Source organism: Terricaulis silvestris (genome assembly GCF_009792355.1).
Classification (GTDB): domain Bacteria; phylum Pseudomonadota; class Alphaproteobacteria; order Caulobacterales; family Aquidulcibacteraceae; genus Vitreimonas; species Vitreimonas silvestris.
Genome location: NZ_CP047045.1, coordinates 909623 through 928635, shown reverse-complemented (window position 1 = coordinate 928635; position 19013 = coordinate 909623). Strand labels below are relative to the sequence as shown.

The 19013-nt window shown below is 61.8% G+C and carries 16 protein-coding genes; 4 read left to right on the top strand and 12 right to left on the bottom strand.

Annotated elements, in window-relative coordinates; translation table 11 throughout:
* The first annotated feature begins 100 nt into the window (after positions 1-100).
* Both DSM104635_RS04345 and DSM104635_RS04340 read left to right on the top strand, forming a co-directional pair.
* A complete protein-coding gene (locus tag DSM104635_RS04345) occupies positions 101-1942 on the top strand; it encodes a GMC family oxidoreductase (protein WP_158765027.1) in 1842 nt (613 codons plus the stop codon).
* A 311-nt stretch (positions 1943-2253) separates the two neighbouring features.
* Positions 2254-2757, top strand: a complete 504-nt coding sequence (locus tag DSM104635_RS04340; protein WP_158765026.1) for a hypothetical protein — start codon at positions 2254-2256, stop codon at positions 2755-2757.
* Between the two features lie 75 nt (positions 2758-2832).
* Here the strand turns inward: DSM104635_RS04340 and rfbC are convergent, their stop codons facing one another.
* From rfbC to DSM104635_RS04320, 4 genes are all read right to left on the bottom strand, one after another.
* Positions 2833-3408, bottom strand: a complete 576-nt coding sequence (gene rfbC, locus DSM104635_RS04335) for a dTDP-4-dehydrorhamnose 3,5-epimerase (RefSeq protein ID WP_158765025.1) — start codon at positions 3406-3408, stop codon at positions 2833-2835.
* Positions 3405-4457, bottom strand: coding sequence for an NAD-dependent epimerase/dehydratase family protein (locus DSM104635_RS04330; RefSeq protein ID WP_158765024.1), 1053 nt, complete (start codon positions 4455-4457; stop codon positions 3405-3407). Before DSM104635_RS04330 ends, rfbC begins: the two co-directional genes overlap by 4 nt.
* Before the next feature lie 157 nt (positions 4458-4614).
* On the bottom strand, positions 4615-5280 hold the full coding sequence (locus DSM104635_RS04325; protein WP_228445845.1) for a sugar transferase: 666 nt from the start codon (positions 5278-5280) through the stop codon (positions 4615-4617).
* 351 nt (positions 5281-5631) lie between these two features.
* Entirely contained in the window at positions 5632-7839 is a 2208-nt protein-coding gene (locus tag DSM104635_RS04320) for a polysaccharide biosynthesis tyrosine autokinase (protein WP_158765022.1), read from the bottom strand.
* 556 nt (positions 7840-8395) lie between these two features.
* Here DSM104635_RS04320 and DSM104635_RS04315 point away from each other — a divergent pair.
* Positions 8396-8584, top strand: coding sequence for a hypothetical protein (locus tag DSM104635_RS04315; protein WP_158765021.1), 189 nt, complete (start codon positions 8396-8398; stop codon positions 8582-8584).
* Positions 8585-8646: 62 nt separating this feature from the next.
* On the opposite strand, the gene DSM104635_RS04310 is transcribed toward DSM104635_RS04315, so the two are convergent.
* Positions 8647-9522, bottom strand: a complete 876-nt coding sequence (locus DSM104635_RS04310) for a glycosyltransferase family 2 protein (RefSeq protein WP_158765020.1) — start codon at positions 9520-9522, stop codon at positions 8647-8649.
* Between the two features lie 378 nt (positions 9523-9900).
* On the opposite strand from DSM104635_RS04310, the gene DSM104635_RS04305 reads away from it, so the two are divergent.
* Positions 9901-11343 (top strand): lipopolysaccharide biosynthesis protein, encoded by a 1443-nt coding sequence (locus DSM104635_RS04305; RefSeq protein ID WP_158765019.1) that lies wholly within the window; start codon positions 9901-9903, stop codon positions 11341-11343.
* Positions 11344-11429: 86 nt separating this feature from the next.
* Here DSM104635_RS04305 and DSM104635_RS04300 read toward each other — a convergent pair whose 3' ends face one another.
* The 7 genes from DSM104635_RS04300 to DSM104635_RS04270 form a co-directional block, all read right to left on the bottom strand.
* Positions 11430-12578, bottom strand: coding sequence for an acyl-CoA dehydrogenase family protein (locus DSM104635_RS04300; protein WP_158765018.1), 1149 nt, complete (start codon positions 12576-12578; stop codon positions 11430-11432).
* On the bottom strand, positions 12578-14107 hold the full coding sequence (locus tag DSM104635_RS04295; protein WP_158765017.1) for an amino acid adenylation domain-containing protein: 1530 nt from the start codon (positions 14105-14107) through the stop codon (positions 12578-12580). Before DSM104635_RS04295 ends, DSM104635_RS04300 begins: the two co-directional genes overlap by 1 nt.
* A 112-nt stretch (positions 14108-14219) precedes the next feature.
* The gene (locus DSM104635_RS04290; RefSeq protein ID WP_158765016.1) at positions 14220-14477 is read right to left on the bottom strand and encodes an acyl carrier protein; all 258 of its coding nucleotides are present in this window, start codon (positions 14475-14477) and stop codon (positions 14220-14222) included.
* A 21-nt stretch (positions 14478-14498) separates the two neighbouring features.
* Positions 14499-15416, bottom strand: a complete 918-nt coding sequence (locus DSM104635_RS04285; RefSeq protein WP_158765015.1) for an LpxL/LpxP family acyltransferase — start codon at positions 15414-15416, stop codon at positions 14499-14501.
* 195 nt (positions 15417-15611) lie between these two features.
* Positions 15612-16610 carry a glycosyltransferase family 2 protein gene (locus tag DSM104635_RS04280; RefSeq protein ID WP_228445844.1) on the bottom strand — a complete coding sequence of 333 codons (999 nt, stop codon included), beginning with the start codon at positions 16608-16610 and terminating at the stop codon, positions 15612-15614.
* A complete protein-coding gene (locus DSM104635_RS04275) occupies positions 16610-17824 on the bottom strand; it encodes a polysaccharide pyruvyl transferase family protein (protein ID WP_158765013.1) in 1215 nt (404 codons plus the stop codon). The genes DSM104635_RS04280 and DSM104635_RS04275 overlap by 1 nt, the downstream gene beginning before the upstream one ends.
* The gene (locus DSM104635_RS04270; protein WP_228445843.1) at positions 17821-18936 is read right to left on the bottom strand and encodes a glycosyltransferase; all 1116 of its coding nucleotides are present in this window, start codon (positions 18934-18936) and stop codon (positions 17821-17823) included. Before DSM104635_RS04270 ends, DSM104635_RS04275 begins: the two co-directional genes overlap by 4 nt.
* Positions 18937-19013: the final 77 nt, after the last annotated feature.

Sequence of the window (19013 nt, the reverse complement as noted above, 5' to 3'; positions counted from 1 at the left end):
CGGCAATTGCAATGTTTCCGCTTCGGAGGCTTAGTCTCCGGCGGACGTCCCAACCAAATGAAACGTAGATTTCATCGAGGACGTGACTCGGGAGGAAGATATGTCTGACACGTTCGACTTCATCGTCGTCGGCGGCGGTTCAGCGGGTGCGGTGATCGCGTCGCGCTTGAGCGAGGATCCAAGCTGCCGCGTCGCGTTGCTCGAAGCCGGTGATCGCCCACCTCCTGCGGAAGCCATGCCTGCCGCGTGCGCGAGTATGCAGCTCAATCCCGAGACCGATTGGATGTACACCGCCGACGCCGGCAAGGCCGGGCGCGGCCTGCATAACAAGCGCATGCCCGTGCCGCGCGGCAAAATGCTCGGCGGCTCCTCCGGCATCAATTACATGGTCTACGTCCGCGGCCATCCCGGCGACTTCGACAATTGGGCTGCGCGCGGCGCCGAGGGATGGGGCTACGCCGACGTGCTCCCCTATTTCCGCAAAATCGAGACTTTCAACGCGAGCAACGAGATCACCGTCGATCGCGATGCGCACGGCGAAGCCGGTCCAATAAGCGTCGGCGTGCGTTCACCCGTCATTCCCGCCTCACGCGCCTTCGTCGAAGCCGCCGGCAAAGTCGGCATTCCGCGCGGCGACTATAACGGCCGCGATCGCGGCGGAGCTGCCGGGGTCGCTTCACTTGTCCAGACCAACACCTGCAAGGGCGTGCGCTGCGGGACCTATCGCGGCTTTCTTGAAGGCGAAGCCGAGCAACGGTCTAACCTCACGACCATCACCAAGGCACACGCTACACGTATCCTGCTGGACGGCGCGAACGGTGATCTCAAGGCCGTCGGAGTCGAGTACCGAGACGCCAACGGCGAAACCCGCGCCGTGCGTGCCAAACGCGATGTAATCTTGAGCGCTGGCGCTGTCGGCTCGCCGCATCTCCTATTGTTGTCCGGCATCGGGCCACGGCGCGAACTGGAAGCTGTCGACGTCGAGTGCCGCCACGACCTGCCAGCCGTCGGCAAACATCTGAAGGATCACATACACACCGCCCTCGCCTTCCACGCGCCGGGTCACGGCCTCACCATGGCCGATGTTGGCGTCTCCGCTGGGCCTGATGCGTTACGCGCGCCCGCCGGACCTTTGCCAGCCGATCCAGCCGACGACGCCAAACTCTCACCGGAACTCGCCGTGCTCAAAGCCGAGTCCGAACGGCGGATCGCGGAATGGATGGAGACGGGTTCAAGCCTCATCTCCTCATCGCTCTACGATGGCATCGCGTTCTTCTCGACCGGCCTCGGCGACGCACATAGCCACGATGGCCAAATTGGCTTCTTGCCCGTCGGCTTCGACCGGGCTTTCTTCGAGGGTCCGTTAAACGTCGATACCGCGCGCTATTTCGGCGAAGGCGCGCCCCATCTCGCAGTCGATCGCGAGAATATGATTATCCTCGCCAATCCGGTGCTGCCGCACAGCGAAGGCGAAATCGTTCTCGAAAGCGCAGATCCGATGCAAGCGCCATCGATTCTGATGAATTACTTCGGCGATCCCTACGATCTCAAGGTAATGGTCGCGGTGATACGCAAGGCGCTCGCAATCGCTGACAATTGGCCGGGTTCGACCAAGCCCGTTTGGCAAGTGCCGCCCGAACTCGCGAAGAAACACGGTTACAAGCCTGGCGACACGCCCAGCGATGCGCTCTTGGAGAACATTGCGTTGCACTTCTGCACGACGGTGTATCACCTCACCTGCACGTGCCGCATCGGTGATGTCGTCGATCCACGACTACGGGTGTTCGGTGTTAAGAATCTCCGCGTCGCCGACGCCAGCATCATGCCCGAGATCGTTAGCGGCAACACCAACGCGGCCTCGATCATGATCGGTGAGAAAGCCGCCGAAATGATCGCGCGCGATCATGGCGTGAAGCTGGCTCAGTTCGTGGGCGCCGCTTAGGGGGCATCGTAAGTCGTGCGCGCCAACAAATGTCTCGACCAAGCCTTTGTCATTCCGAACGCGCGTCGGCGCAGTCCGGCACCCGCGTAAAAAGGATGCAGCGGTCGCTCCTACAGCCCGGCCAATGCTTCGCATCGTCCCGCAATGACGGCGCAGATTGAGCGCGCGGCTCCGCCCCGCACTCAACACGTCTTCAAAAAATGGGAGGATAGATGCGCCCGTATCCATGCCTCGCTCAGCCTAACCCACTGAAAAATCGCATACGGGACAAAACCAATCCGACCGACTTGCAGCGCGCTTAAACTGACCGCGTGCCGCAAGCCCAACCCATCATCACAACAGTCCGCGTCGAGGCGTTCATCGCCTCAGCGTTTCGTCTGTTGTTCTGGCTGATTGGCGTTGTGCTGCGGCGCGCGCCTTCAGACCCGCCTGCGCGGCTGAAGCGCCTGTTGAGTTTCGCCGAATGCACGGTCGAATACGTCCTCTTTCTGAAGGCCGTGGCGCTCCACGGGCCGCCGCCTCAACGCAAGACCCACCCGCGTTTCGCCGCGACAGGTTTTCGCCGCGTTCAAAGCCGCCGATCGCGGCTCTTCTTCCGCGGGGCCAAAATCCGCGCCCGTCGCGCTAGCGCTCTCGTCCGCGTCCTGGCGCTGATCGACGCACTGACGCGCCCGCAACGCGCGGTGGCCTACTTTCTCAAACAGATTTGCAATGGGCTGACGCTCGCCCACCTCGTGGCCGTCGCCCCACCCGCGCACGCGCTCGCCGCTTCCGTGATTGCCACAGCCGATGACGCTGAACTGGACACGTCCTGATCAGCGGATCGCACAGCCGACGTGCTTCACACGCAATCGCAAGATTGCGTGGTGCACGCGCTTGCCGTTGGCTGCTTAGAATCGCACCGGCATCGAGCTTGGCTTTACACCGCTCTTTTCCGGCGCAACGAAATCCGGCCAGGCTTTGTCTTTGTCCGACATTTCGCTAACCGGCAGCGGCCATTTCAGGCCGAAGGCCGGATCATCGTGGCGATAGCCGCCGTTTGAATCTGGCACATACATCGCCGAGCAGAGATAGCTCACCTGCGTGTCATCCACGAGCGTCTGGTAGCCGTGGGCGAAGCCACGCGGGACGTAGAGTTGGCGGCCGTTCTCGAAAGAGAGGTCGAAGCCCTCCCATTTGAGATACGTGCTCGAGTGCGGGCGCATGTCGACGATGATGTCATGCACCGCGCCCTGCAGCGCGCGGACGACTTTCACTTCGTAGTGCGGATCGACTTGGAAGTGCATACCGCGAACGGTGCCCTTCGTCTTCGAGTAGCCCGTATTGTGCTGCGGGTAGCTGACCTCGAGGTTGTTCTCGGCGAATTCCTTCATGCAGAAGGACCGCGCGAACCAACCGCGATTGTCCCCGAAGGGCGTCATCTCGATCAAGGCGACGTCCTGCAGACTGGTCTTGTGAAACTTCATTGGGCGGCAACCGCATCCGAGGTTTCACGCAGCTCGTTGTTGAGCACGTTGTCGGCCAGCAGCTTTTTGATGTGGGCGATACGGTTATAGCGCGTCCCTTCGAATTCCTCGACCGTGACGCCGCTCTTCATATAGGCGGCGTAGAGTTGCTCGGCGCCCTTCACGGCATCCCATTGCGGCTGGAAGCCCGGCAGCACCTTCTTGATCTTCTCGAAGCTCACGCGATACGAGCGCGGGTCCGGGCCGGCTTCGCTGGTGAGTTCGATCGTGGTGTTCGGGACGATGTCGCGCACGATCTCGGCGATCTGGCGGACGGTGTAGTTGTGCGCCGTTTGGCCGACGTTGAAGGCTTCGCCACGGACCACGTCAGCGTCGGCTTCGAGCGCCGCGATGAAGGCGCGCGAGATGTCCTCGATGTGAACGATTGGGCGGATCGGCGTGCCGTCCGACTTCAAGAGGATGACGCCCTTGGTCATGCCCCAGGCGACGAGGTTGTTCAGCACGATGTCAAAGCGCTGACGCGGCGATACGCCGTAGGCCGTGGCCGGGCGGATGAACACCGGGCAGAACTTCTCGTCCGCCATCGGCTTCACGTCGCGCTCAACCAGGACTTTGGATTCGCCGTAGGCCGAGACCGGCGCGAGCTTGCCGGTTTCGTCGATCATCTCGTCACCTTCGGTCTTGCCGTAGTTCGAGCAGGACGAGGCGAAGATGAATTTCGGCACGCCGGCCTTCTTGGCGAGCTCAGCGATTTTGACCGACGCCTTGTGGTTCACGTCGTAGGTCAGGGTCGGGTTGAGGTTCGACAGCGGGTCGTTCGAGAGCGCGGCGAGGTGGATGATGGCGTCGAAGCCTTCGACATCTTCCAGGCGCACATCGCGAGTGTCGCGGATGATGGTCGGGATGTCGACGATCTCGCCGCCATCCGAGAACGTGCAGCGCGAGTAGAGATCCACGTCCAGGCCAACGACTTCGTGCCCAGCCTTTTGCAGCATGGGCGTCATCACCGTGCCGATATAGCCGCGGGACCCCGTCAACAGCACCTTCATGGACCTACTCGCCTCTTTCTTGGGCCCATTGCGCCTGACGCACGATGGGCGGCCTCTATTCTACGTCGCGTACGCCCCCTGACCCAAGGCCGGACACGCACACGTCTTATGTTTTTGCATGCAAGAAGCGCCGCTCGCGCCGTTCGCTAAAACCGTCTCAGAGCGCGGCGGGATCGTATTTGGTGAGGATCGCGGCAGTGCGGCCGAGGATTTCGATTTCTCGGCTCCACGACCAGGCCTGGACGTACTCGGCGTCAAAGCCGGTGCGCGTGCTGATCTTCTCTTCGGTCTCCGTGGGTCCACGGCTACCGTTGACTTGGGCAAGGCCCGTCACGCCTGGGCGAGCGCGGAAGCGGATCGGGTAGCGGTCATCTACCTTCTCGAACTTGATGTCGTGCTCGAGCGCGTGCGGACGCGGGCCGATGATCGACATGTCGCCGAGCAGCACATTGATCAGTTGCGGCAGCTCATCGAGGCTGGTGCGGCGCAGGAAGCCGCCGATCCGCGTGAAGCGCGCATCCCCGGAGCGCGCTTGAACCACGCCGCGATTTTCCGTCACCGTCATGGTGCGGAACTTCCAGATCATGAAGGTCTTGCCGCGATAACCACCGCGCTCTTGCTTGAAGATCGCAGCGCCCGCGCTATCGAGCCGGACGATCAGCGCGATCAACAGCAATAGGGGCGCAAACAGGACTAGCGCGGAAGCTGACACCGCGATGTCGAATGCCCGCTTAGACCAACCGCCGACCGGCGGTTCGTCGCCGGGACGCGACGGCGTCCAGAAATGGATGATCTCGACGCGGGGATGCGCTTCGTTTGACACGGGCGGCGTATTTGCAAAACGCGGGCCTTGAGGACGCGGGTTCGCCGACTCCGCGCGCGAATCCGCCCTATCAGCGTGCGCGCCGCCCGGCTTAGCGTTTTCTCTCATGACGGTCCCCACTGCCCAACGCGCCTCCTTCTGTGGCGCGCCTCGCAGCGGGATCATTAAGTCGCGCTAAGTCGCGTATTGCAATAGCTCAGTCGCGTCTCGGATATGAAAATTTTTCGCGCTCGCTTTGCAGGCGAAGATTGCGCGATTTCGAGGCGCTAGATGAACGGTAGTTGAACGAATTCGGGAACACGCGCGCGTGCGATTTATCCACAAATGACGCTTATTTCGCGCAGTTCGGGATCAGCTCTCGCTGAAGTCGTACGCAGGGTACGTGTAATAGCCCGGCACGCGGCGATCGACGCAATTGAGCGCGACGCCGCGCACATTAGCGCCGGCGCTTTGCAGCTGTTGCAGCGCCGAACGAACCGCGCGGATCGGCGTCTTCTGCCACCGGGCGACGACGACAGCGCAATCCGCTTTCGCGACCACGACACGCGTCTCGGCGACGGCCAGGACCGGCGCGCAATCCAGAACGATCAGGTCGTAAGAGTTGCGCAGTTCCGCCAGGAGCCGGCTCATGTCCTCGGCGCCGAAAATGTCTTTCGGCGTGAAGCCCGCCTCCGACAGCGGAAGCACGTGCATGCCGCTCAGCTCGTCGGCGTAGATTGCCTGACGCCAGCTCGCCTCGCCCGCCAGCACTTGCAGCAGGCCGGTTGTTGGCTCAATGCCCAAGACATCCTTCACCGAACGGCGGCGCAAATCGCAGTCAATGAGCAACACGCGCTGGCCCGAAAGGGCGGAGACCCGCGACAGGCAAAGAGAAACCGTGGTCTTGCCTTCGTCCGGCACGGCCGAAGTGATCGCTACAATCTGGGTCTTGGGCTGGCCGGCGGCAAAGATGATTGTGGTCCGCAGGACGCGATAGGATTCTGTAAAGGCCGATACTTGGCGCTCCAGCAAATAGCCGACCGGATGCTGTGAGGCCGGCGGCACCTGGCGCAGATCGGTGCGGCGCAGTTTCGGCACCGTCGCCAATGCGGGCACGCCGAGCTTGCGCTCAACTTCGTCGGCGTCGCCGAAGCCTTCATCCAGCGCTTCGGCAAGAAAGCCGGCGGCAAGGCCGAGGCCGGCGCCGAGCACGATCGAGAGCACGAAGGCGATGGAAAGGCGCGGCGAGCTCGGTTCCGTCGGCACGGTCGCGGCGGAAACCAACTGCGCCGGCATCGTGCGCATCGTGCCTTGGTCGGCGATCTCGTGAAAACGGGTCAAGAAGGATTCATAGACGGTGCGGGATGCTGCGGCTTCTCGCTCATACTCGCGCAGACGAACCAATTGCTCGTTGTTGCCGACCATCTCCCCGCGCATCAGGTCCATGTTGGCCTCAAGCGCGTTGACACGCGCCCGAGCAACTTCGACTTCGGTGCGCAGGCCCGACGAAATCCGCGCGATTTCAGCATTGATCTGATTGCGGATGTCCGTGCGCTCGGCGCGAACGTTCTGCACCGACGGGTGAGCCTCGCCGTAGCGGCTCTCGTAGTCGGCTTGACGGCGGGCGATTTGAGCTTCTTGAGCGCGGAGCTGGCTGATCACCGACGAATTCAGCACGCCGGCGATCGCGTCGGCGGAACCGCCAACGCTGATGGTCGCCTGAAGCTGCTGCAGACGCGCTTCGCGTTCCGCTAGGTCTGCGCGGGCCTGGGTCAGGTTGCCTTGCAGGTCCGCGGTTTGCTGCTCGCTCAGCAAACCGCCTTGAGCGCTCAGGAGGCCGGTCTGCGCGCGGTAACGTTCGACGATGGCTTCCTTTTCCTGGACGTCGTCACGCAGTTCACGGACGCGGGTGGAAAGCCAAGAATTGGCGCGGTTGGCGCTGTCGAGCCGCGCTTCCATTTGATATTGCTGGAATAGGTCGACCAAACGGTTGGCCATCTGCGCCGCCCGCTCGGGGTTGGTCGATGTCGCCGAGACCTCAGCCGCGTAAGTCAGGCCACGACGATTGACCGAAATCGAATTCGCGACAGCGACGATGACGTTCTGACGGAGCTGTTCGCGGGTGGCGGCTTCCTGCGGCGTTTCCGCGGCCGGCGGCACGACGGGTCCAGCGACGGGCGCCTGGTCCGGCGGCAACATCACGTTCCACTCAGGGTCGTTCACCAGGTTCAGCGCATCGACGAGACGCCCGGCGAGTTCGCGCGAGCGCAGCACTTCGAGCTGGGAGTCCACAACTTGCGCGGGGGCCATCTGCTGGCCGCCGACCATCTGATCGGGCGCGAGCACTTGGTCTTGGCCGGCGTTGATCATGACCAGCGCGGTCGCGGTATATTGCGAGCGCTGAAACAGGAACGACGTGAAGCAGAGAATGAAAACGAGCAGACCGACGGCGGCGATCAAAATCCACCGACGCACCAAAAAGGCGAAAATCCACTTGAGGCTGAACGTTCCGAGTTCGCCGCCCTCTTCGGACGGCGTGTATTGGTCATCCGTCCGCGGGCGAATGGCGATGACGTTCATTCTGAAGTCCTTGGTCGCCCTTGGTGTAAACGGGCGCTCGCGCGTTTCAAGCAATTACACGGCCAGCGCGCGGACATTTAGCATGTCCTGTTTTGACGCACATAAGCGCGCGTTCCGTCGCACGACAGATCAGCGTCATTTGTTTATCCGTCGCGTGCAAACGACGTGCGAATGAACGGACGCGTATGCGCGGCGACGTTCGTCTCTCCACATTGCATCAGGTGTCACGTCGTCAGGCGTTGAATTCGCCTGACGGGAGAATCCGCATACGGACGATTTCCATGCGCCCACGGCAAACTTGGTGACGGACGGCACTGCGAGGATACGGCGGCGACGCTCTAGTTCAGGTTGTGGAGAAATTTTTCGAAACCGTTTGGAACCGAGAAGGGGTTACCGCAGTTTGTTCGTCAGATGGTTCCGGACTTATCCAATATTTAACTGGGGAAGTCCGAAGTTTCAGGCAGATCAAAGTCTTAGCGGGGACGGTCTTGTGGGGTACACATCGAACTGCCCTGTGCTGTTACCGAGCCAAACAGCGAGCGCTACTGTGGATACTATGATCTCACAGCGTCAGGCGGCCGTGTCCAAGGCCGACGTGAGCGCAGCCAGCCCGCGCCGCTCGCGGCGCCTTCGCCGTTGGCCGCTGTTGTGGACCCTGTCGGGCGCGGTGATCGTGAGCCTTGCGCTATGGGCCGGCATATTCGTCATCGCTGGTGCAGTCATCGACCTCGTTCGCGGCTCCTAAGCGCGTTATCCACAACGCTCGCACACCGCGAGCGACCGAAGACCGGCGACGTCGCCGCCGCGTCAGCCCGGATTTGAACGGCGCGCCTGGCGACTGAACCTTCGAAAAATTCGATCGCTCAGAACGGATGCTGTGGCGCCCAGGCCTGCGCGGCGGATCGAGTACGCGACGAAGTCGAGCGGGTCGGGGCGCGACGTGACGAACGCCAGCGCGTCTTCAGCGATGCGGCGGCGATAGAAGTGGTCGCCAAGGAACGCCTTGTTCTTCTCGGCGGCTGCGAAACGGCGCTCCAGGTCTTGCGGCCGCATCCGCTTCACCGCGTTAGTAAGCGAAGGTTTCTCGAGCGGCAGATGGTACCAGAAAAGCGGTTCGGCCTGATAAAAAATGGGCGCGATCTTCGCGGCTTGGATCATAAAATCCCAGTCTTCGCCGAAGCTCAGCGCGGTATCGAAACGCACCTTGTCGAACAGGGCTTTGCGGCAGAAGAAGCCGCTGCCGCCGCAAAAGGCATTGCCGCGCTTTAGATCGTCAGGCTCGATCCACTGCTCCGGCAGCACGTCGAGCTGATCGCCGGGAACCCGCAGTTTGCCGCAGACGCTCATGAGCGCGTCGCCGATCTTAGCGGCTTGCCGTTCGAGTTTCTCAGGCATCCACTCATCGTCGTCGTCGAGATAAGCGACGAAGTCGCCCTGCGCCGCCGCTGCACCGGCATTGCGCGAACCGGAAACCCCGAGATTCTCTGCGTTGCGCCACGCGCGCACGCGTCCTTCGTACGGACGCAGCAACTCATTCACGTCGAAGTCCGAGCGATTGTCGAGCACGAGAATCTCGATCGGCGGCCGCGTCTGCGCGAGCACGCTCTCCACGGCCTGAACCAAGGTGTCGGGGCGGTTGTACGACGTGATGACCGCCGAAACGGTGGGGGCTTGAGATGTCACCTTCGACCGGCTGTGCCATTGCGCGACAGGTTTCGCAAGAAGGCTACACGCATTGCGCAATCCGGCGTCGCGTCAAACCCGCCGGGACCGCGGCAGCGTCACGCATGTGGGGCTCGTTGCGATAATTTACCTCTGGCTCTCTATGCTGGCGGCGGCGCGAATCGCTAGCGCAACGTGATTATCGGCGTGCATATCAGCTTCCCGGCGCTGAACATGGCGACCGAGCCAATGTGGATGGTGGAAGGCATGATCTTGTACAGTGTGCTGTGTGACTACACGCTCTTTCAACTACAGCAAAACACGAAGTCTCAAACACAGCACGCCCCGTCCCTAGCGCCGACGCAACCGGCCTGGCGACAGCGCTAGGGAAATTAAGGGATGGCCCTCCGCACCTACGCCTACGGCGCAGCTGTTCTCTCGGCGGCCCGCATTTTTCAACTTGCGGCGAGCTTCGCCACCGTGCCGGTGCTCACCCGGCTCTTGTCGCCATCGGAGTTCGGCGTCGTAGCGCTGGCAATGGCGCAAGTGACGGTTACGCTTTTCATGGCTGACGCGGGCTTGTCCAAATCACTTGTGCGCGTCGACACGAAGGATGTCGGCGTCTGGTCGAGCGTGTTTTGGGCGACGATCATCTTCACCGGCGCGATGTCGCTGATCCTGCTGGCGCTCGCATGGCCAAGCGCCGCCTTCTTCGGCGAGCCACGTCTTGGGCCGATCATGGCCACGCTGGCGGCGTTGCCGCTGATAGCCGGCGCGCTCTCCATTCCCTCCGCCGAACTCATGAAGCGGCAGAAGTTCTTCACGATGGCGGTCGCCGAGTTCAGCTCCGCGATCGCAGGCGCTGTCGTTGCGATCTGGATGGCGTTCGAAGGCTTCGGCGCGTGGTCGTTGGTCGCGCAGAACGTAGTTCTATGGGCCGTCAAAGCAATTGTCCTGATCACCGCCACGAGCTTCCGTCCACAATTCACCTTCACTTTCGACCGTTTGCGCGAACATCTCATTTTCGCGCGAGATACGCTGGGCTTCGCAATCACATTTTTCATCAGCCGCAACTTTGACTCACTCGTCGTCGGCAAGGTCCTAGGGACAGCCGCGCTTGGCCTTTATGCAATGGCCTTTCGCATCATGGCGCTGCCGATGAATATTGTCGGCAGTTCCATCCAGTCGGCCATCTATCCTAAATTCGTGGAACTGCGCGAAGATCACAGGAAACTCCTGCAAATTGTGCTGATGAGCACCACCGCGCAGGCGGCGTTCATCTTTCCCGGCATGGCGGCCGTGGCCGTAGCCAGCGATTCCGTGTTCACACTCCTGCTCTCGGATCGCTGGGCAGAAGCAGCGATGATCTTCACCTTGTTCGCGCCCGCAGGCGCCATCCAAGCCGTGACGATTCTCAACGGCCCCCTCCTGCAAGCGATCGGACGCACAGGCGCCCGCTTTCGACTGACGGCAGAATTTGCCGTGCTTTGGATGATCGCCGCGCCGCTCCTCGCGTTGCATAGCCTGGAAGCCGTGGCGCTCGGCTATAGCGCGCTGACGATAGCCTACCTACCCCGCCAGCTAGCGCTTTATCTCCACCCCATTGGCGGCACGACGACGCAATACATGATGGCGCTCGCCGGACCGACGCTGCTTTCCATCGCCCTTGTAATTGTTCACGTCTCCATCGCGCGCGTGGTGCATCTCAGCGCGCTTGAAGAGGTGCTGCTGGCGTTCCTGGAGCTGCTGGTCGCCTATGGCGTGTTCGTGTGGCTCGGCTGGAAACGACTGCGGGAGGGCCTGAACATCATGAAGGGTGTGTTCGCTGGCTTGGACGACTAGGAGCCGATGTCAGAATCATCTCGCCTGAGGCACATGGGCGCCCAGGAACTCCGTCAACGCGTGCATTCTGCCGTGAATGACGACGGCTATAATCCCAGCCAGCGCGCAATGATGTTGCGCTGCATGTCGTTGGTGCCCGAGTAGATCGTGCCGGCGATGGAATCGCGCAACGCCCGCTCGAGGCCGTACTCTGCCATCACGCCGTAGCCGCCAAAGACGCGTACCGCATCAAGGGCCGTCTCGACCAAGGACTCGCTTACGAACAGCTTGGTTATGGCCGCGTCAAACCCGACGGCTTTGGACGACTCGAGTCGGCTCGCGGTGCGGTAGGTCAGAAGCTTGGCCGCCTCCAAGCGCACCTTCATGTCGGCTATTCGGTGTGAGACGGCCTGATACTGGGATATGGGCTTGCCGAACGACTTGCGCGTCCTAGCGAACTCGACCGCCTCCTCCAGGATGCGCTCCATGGTCCCCAGGTGCGCGGCAACCAGGCACGCGCGCTCCCACTCCATGGACTGGTTGAAGATCGGCCCGCCGCCGCCGACAGTGCCCAGGACAGCGCTTGCGGGTAGCCGCATGTTTTCGAACACCAGTTCGCCGATCGGGCACGTGCGCAACCCCATCTTCTTGAATACCTGGCCCTTTGAAAACCCAGGCGTGCCTTCTTCGACAATGAATGCCGTGACGCCCCCAAGATAGCCCTTGCTTGGATCGGTGCGCGCGTAAAGAACCGCGACGTTGGCGATCGGACCGTTGGAGCTGAACGTCTTTGTTCCGTTGATGATGAATTCGTCGCCGTCGCGTTCCGCGCGTGTCTTCATGGCGAAAGCGTCGGACCCACTCTCCGATTCGGTCATCGCGTTGACCGCGATCATCCTGCCGCTGCACAATTGCGGCAGGTAGCGCTTCTTCTGCTCGTCAGTGCCGTGCTTCCAGATCGGCACCACGCACGCCAGAAGGTGTGCGCAGATCGCGAAGGTCAGCCCGCCGTCCGCGCTGCCATAGCCCAGCGCTTCGAGTGCGATCGCCGTTGACAGGCTGTCCAGGCCAGCTCCGCCATAGTCTTGCGGCACTGGCAGTCCCTGCAATCCCATGTCGCCGCACTTGAGCCACAACTCCTTCGAGAAGGCGTGCTGCTCGTCACGTTCGACCACACCCGGGCTCAACTCCTTTCGCGCGAAGCGGATGATTTCGTCGCGCAGGATCCGTTGATCTTCGCTCAGGGAAAAGTCCATTAGGCTAAGTCCTTGAGACGCTGGTAGTCGATCTTATCAGTCGAGGTCTTGGGAAGTTCGCTCAGCACGGTGAAACGATCCGGCACCATGTAAAGGGGCAGGTTCTGCGCGCAGAACTGCTTGAGCGTGATGATGGACGGAGGTCTGTCCTCGCTTGAGGCGACAAACGCATGGATTTGCACTTCGCCTTCGCTGTTCGTCGTCGAAACGACGGCCGCCTCGGGAATTGCCGTGTGGCGATGCAGCGCCGCTTCGATCTCGCCAAGCTCCACGCGATAGCCGCGCCGCTTGACCATGCGGTCGCGCCGGCCGAGATACGTGAAGTCTCCAACCTCGTCTTCGCGTACGACATCACCTGTCTTGTACCAACGCTTGCCGTCGATCTCGCGAAAAGCGTTGGCGTTTCGCTCAGGCAGATTCCAATAACCGAGCATTACCGATCCCCCGGCGACCAACAATTCCCCCTCTTCGCCGCGCCGCGCCCTCTCGCCGCCGTCAGTGACGACCAGCGTCTCGTCGCCCGAACATGCGTGACCGATTGATAACGCTGCGGTTTGTTCTTCGGGAATTGTCGACGGCGCCTTGTAGTAAGTGCAGACGTTGGTTTCGGTCGGTCCGTACAAGTTATAATAGGCGGGGCGCGGCCAGCGGGCCATCAGCGCGCGCAGGTGCTTGATGGGGAAGACCTCGCCGGCGAAGCACACAATCCGGAGCGCCGAGCAGTCATGCCGCTCGAGCTTTGCGAACTCCAACAGCATGCGCAGGATCGAGGGCGTTGAATACCAGACCGTGATGCGCCGCTCGGCGATGGTATTGGCGAGTGTCCCGGGCTGCCTGCCGGCCTCGGCGTCTATCAACACCACTGACGCACCGTGTTTGATCGGCACATAGATATCGAGAATGGACAGATCGAAATGGAAAGGCGCGTGGGAGCTGAAGCAATCGTCTGTGCGAGGATCAAACTCCTGTGAGCACCAATCGATGAACGCAAGGGCCGTCGCATGAGAATGCATCACGCCTTTGGGCCGCCCCGTCGATCCGGATGTGTAGAGGATGTAGGCGAGATCGGCCGCCAACGGCGATGCCTGCGGGCGTGGCGCCTGCGGCGTCAGGATCACAAAGCTCGTCCGGTGGACGTCTGCAGCGGGAAAGGCGTGGCGCACCCAGCCGTCGCGGCCTAATTCCCCCTCAAGCGCGTCGGCGCATGCGCTATCCGCAATGATGGCTTTAACAGTGCAATCGTTGAAGATGTACGCGTTGCGCTCCGCCGGCGCACGGACGTCGGCTGGCACGTAGGCTGCGCCCGCCTTCAGGATGCCAAACACGGAAGCGAGCGCACTGATGCATTTTGGCACACAGAGCCCGACGCGGTCGCCAGCCTTCACCCCGACCGCAACGAGCGCGCGTTCCACACCGCCTGCAAATTCGTTCAAATCATCGTACGAGATCGCGCGGCCATCCGCCTCAAGGGCTGCAATCGCGCCTGGGTTTCGCGCTGCGCTGGCCGTGAGAAGCCCTTCCAGTCGCATTTCGAAGCCACCCCTTCTTATCAAAGCATCTGGGCGCGGTGCTGCGGACGCAACCTCTGCTCTTGCTGGCCCGGTCATACAAATCCGGCGCCAACACGCTAGGCTCTGCGCCCTAGGCCAGAGAAGCGTTCTTCGATCGCACGAAGAGCGCAATCTTCTCAATCGTATCCATGTGCTCCTCGGTGGTCTCGTGTGGGTCCACGGAAATCGTGAATTGCTCTTCGAGGAAAAGCACGAGCTTCAACACAGCCATCGAGTCGAGGATCCCTGAGGTAATCAAAGGCGTTGTCGTCGCCAGCGCATCGGGGTCCTCCCCGATGAGATACTCAGACAAAATATGAGCCTTGATGGTTTGCTCTACTGAACTCACTGCACGTCTCTCCAGTCCAATTTACAGATTCTCCCAACGCCCAAGCGCTGCATTCCATCGTCTCTCGCCACCAATTTCCAGAACGTACTGGGTCGGCCTTTGTCCGATCGCCGCTTCGAGCGTGTCAATCAGGGTATTCATCGTGTCAATTTCGTTTTCCACGTGATGGATGGGCGATCCCCACTCCAAAACGACCGAGCCATCATCCTCCCGCCAGCACACACAGCTGACGACTGGGCTCTGTGTAAGCTTTGCCAGTTGGGTAGCGCCAGTCGAGAATCTGCGCTCCCTCTTGCCGGCGAAGGGCCGGCAGTACGAGCCCGACGAACGCGCAGGCCAGGGCGCGTCCAAGCTGATGCTTACTACATTGCCCGGTAGCTTGAGCCTCTCATAAAGCAATCTCGCTGCAGACTGATCGGTGTTTGTGTATGCAAACTCGAAGGGCCTGCGCCACGCTGTCGATAGCGTCTTGAGAAACGTTCCAAATTGTAGACGTAGCCTCAGATCGTACGGTCGATGCACCTGCTTTGGCGGCGCATGAGTGACTTGGATGAGATTTCCAGGCGTGATGCAGGGACTCGCAATGGCAAGCAACGCCGCTCGTTCGAAATGACCGGTCGCCAGGATGAAGGATTGACCGGATTCCCTCAATTTCCTCACTTCGTCAGCATTTTTCTCTTCGATCCGCCAGCCGAAGATATTCTCACGCCCGTACAGGACGCGCTTATGCATAACGAAGTCTTGAAACGGTCTGGCGATCCATCCCCATGCGAGTTGAAAGGAGCGCCACCGGCCTTGCCCAAACGCGCGACGCATGCGTCGATAGGCGGTGAGGCCAGGCGACGGCAAGACTGCCAGTGGCAATGCAAGAGCCTTCGCTGCCCCGAACGCCCAACTGCTCGGCAGCAGGTATGCCGCCGGCGCCAGAAACGCCTGCATGACGAGAATCCGAAACGACTCTGTGATGTGGCTGTTGAGTCCCGCCAGCACTGATCGCAGGCCCCGCATTCCTAGCTTGATAATCCAATTTTCTGCCTAGCGCACGCTCGCTTCGTTCCGCAGTTGCATATGCGGAATGGCCGCATCTCGGAAGCGTGCGTCTTAATCATGAGTCGATGACATCGCGGCGTGTCGCTACGAGACGGGCCTCGCGGCGTCCGAAGGCCAGGGCCGCGGTTCGTGCAACCGGCTCACCGCCTTCGTGTACAAGTGTGCCGGCCAAGCAACGACCGCGTCGAGATAGTCGAGCAGGCTGGGCAACGAACCGCGCACGCGCAGCCGTTCGAGGTCGCGCCGCGCATGCTGCAGCCCGCCCGTCGCCGCCCACCACAGAAGGCGTCGATAGACGATGCGCCGGTAGCGCATGCGCAACCGGGCGAACTCGGTATTTGAGAGCGCTGCCGGCCCGTAGCGCTCGATGAAGACGAATTTCTCCCAAATGTACGTGCGGTGTTGCTTGTCGTATGTCTGCGTGCGCGAGTCAGGATGGTGGGTGGTATCCGCGATCGGCGCGTGCACGAAACCCATCCGCCCGCCGCGCGAAAGCACGCGCAGCACGGCGTCGATATCGGTGGCGTTGTACGCCGTGGCGTAGAATTCCTCGCCGGCGCGCAACACGTCTGTTCGGTAGAGCACATGGACGTGAGGAATGCGCGCTTCATCCGAGAGAATGCGGGCAACCGCATTGCTCGCCTCAAAGATCTCGGTCTCGGTGGGAAAGTAGTGTGGACGCTCGCTGCCATTCACGCGCTCGATCCCCGCCGTCATTACGACATTGTCGGCGCTCTCGGCCACTCGCACCATCGCGCTGATGGCGTCGGGCGGAATTGAATCGTCTGCGCAAAGGAGACGGAAATATTTGGCGTCCGACGGAATCAAGCCGAGCACAGCATTGAAGTTGTCGGCTTGCGGCAGGGTCTCGCTGTTGTGACGCACGATGAGTTGTACGCCGGGCTCGGCGGTGAGGCGCGCCAGTATCTCGCCCGTGCCGTCCGTACTCGCATTATTCAGCACGCAGTGCACAAGCGGTCGATATGTCTGCGCTCGCACTGAGCGCACGGCGGCCTCGATGAACTTGGCGCCGTTATAGACAGGCGTGGCGATCACCACGAGCGGAGAGGAGCTATCGCCCATCATTCATCGCCCAGCAGATCGAGCTCGGCTAAGGCGTCGCGCAGGCGCTTCCGCATCGCTGATACGCGCTCCGCAACGATCGCTGCGTAATGCTCATGCTCTCGCGTGAGTATTTCCAGCTGCCGCGTCAATAGCTCAAAGTCAACCTGATTGATGTCCTGCGAGAAGCCCTGAAGACCAGCCTGCTCCAGGAGGGCGTCGTTCTTAGGCGCGTAGCTCAGCGAAATCACCGGCCTCCCCAGCTGGAGCGCAGCGATCTGGACATGGTAGCGCGAAGCAACGACCACATCGGTTGAGGCGCAAGCAAGCATCACGTCATGCAAAGATCCCATGTGCTGCCTGCTGGCGTCGACGAGCGAGCGGCCGAGTCGCTCTCCGATGTCGTGAACCGCATGCCAGTCGTTCGTCTGGCCGACCAGGATCTCGACGCCATGACCTTGCTCTTCAAGCCAACGGATCAGCCGGGCCTGCGTGGCCACGTAGTTTTCGTAGATCTTGTCGTCCTTGCGCCAGCCGCTGTACTTCATGACGCCGACGCCGATCGTGACTTTTCCCCCGGCCGCGCGCGGCGGCGACGGCGGCGACGGTAACAGGAAGGCGACGTCGGGCAGCACGCTGCTCGCCGCCTCGTCGACGCCTATGCTTTGCATGAACGTGCGCGAGTCTGTATCCCGATAGGAGCGGTGATGCGCCAGCTTGGCCGCGCTCTTCATCAGGAAGCGGCTGACGGGGTTGACGATCGGGCCAGCGCCCACGCTCAGGAAGACGAGGCGGACCCCACGCAATCGTGCGGCGAGGCTCCAACGGAGCAAGCGGCTCGGCCAACCGAGCGGTGTGTCTGAAAAATCGTCGAACACACCCGTGCCGGGAAAGAGAATGACGTCGAACCGACGCAGCACCCACAGCGAATAGAACCAATTCACGGTGAGGCTCGGCAGCCGCAACAGCGCCATATCGAGCCAGCGCCAGACGCCCTTGGGTCGCAGCGCCGCGGCGAACACCGGTCCCGCAAACGTCGTCTTGCTCGGCGTGGTGCAGATACAAGACAGTTCGGCATCGGGCCTTTCCGCCCGCAGGAAGGCGGTCACCGCCTCGAGCGAGGCGTCATTGCCGAAATTGCCGATGCCGAAACCGCCGATCAAGGCGATGCGCAAGGGCATTGCACGGTGAGTCGGCGCAGCGCCCAGCGCGATGCTCACCTCGGGGATGGTCATGCAAGCACCTCACGGATGACGGCCCAATAGCGGTCCTTGACCGATTCCGGGCTATAGACCTGCGCCCGTACAGCAGCCTTGGCGCCATAAGTCCGCCGCACATCAGGATCGCGCATGCGGCTAATGGCCTCGCTCATCTGCTCGACCGCGTTGGGGTCAACGAGGATGCCGTGCCGCGCCAAGGTCAGGCCGCCGATTTGGGCACGCGGCCCTTCCGCCAGAATCTCCGACGGCCCCGACGCGCAATTCGTTGCTATGACGGGGATCCCCAAAGCCATTGCCTCAACCAGCGCGTTCGGAAAGCCCTCGGCGTTGGACGAGAGCACGAACACGTCTGCGGCGCGCATCAGGGGATACGGATTTGTGACGAAGCCAGGCAGCAAGATGCGCTTCGCCGCACCGCACTCCGCCGCCAGCCGCGTGAGCGCTTCGCGTTCCGGCCCCTCCCCCGCGATAACCAACGTCCAGTCGCTATCTGTCGATGCGAAAGCGCGGATCAGCATGGAGAAGTTCTTCGACTTCACCAGACGCCCGGCAGCGAGGATGTAGGGGCCATCGACGCCAATCGCCGACGGCTCGGCCGCTTTGGCGCGAATGGCGTTAGCATCGACTGGATTGGGGATCGCAACCATGCGATCGGCGCGCACGCCGAAATTGTCGCGCAGGTCCTCCGCCACACCCTCTGACACTGCAATGACGCGCGTGGCGCGCGGGTAAACGGCGCGCACCATGGCACGAGAAAGTGCGCCGCGCGGCCCGGCTGGGAAATGCGCCGATGTGTTGGCGCGCTCGCTGATCACGCACGGCGCGCGCGCGTTCAGGACGTTGGCCATGTTCGAGCGCGTTAAAAAACTCAGCGTCGCGTGCGGGCGTACGTCAGCCACGAGCCGTCGCACCGACATCACGCTGGACAGAAACGATCTTCGGCCATCGAGCTGGCGCACATCGACCCAATCCGGCACGGAATACGCCGCCGGCAGATCGTCCAGCAACCCAAGCAGGATGTCGTACCCATCGCGCTCGGCCGCCGAGTGGCGCAGCAAGGTGGACATCACGCGTTCGGCGCCGCCACCCTCGAGCGAGTTGATCAGGAAAAGGACCCGTCTGCGCATCATGGCTCGAAGCGGCGTTCTAAGACAATCAACCCGCGACTTGCGTGCAACATACTTAACAAACCAGCCACGCCAGG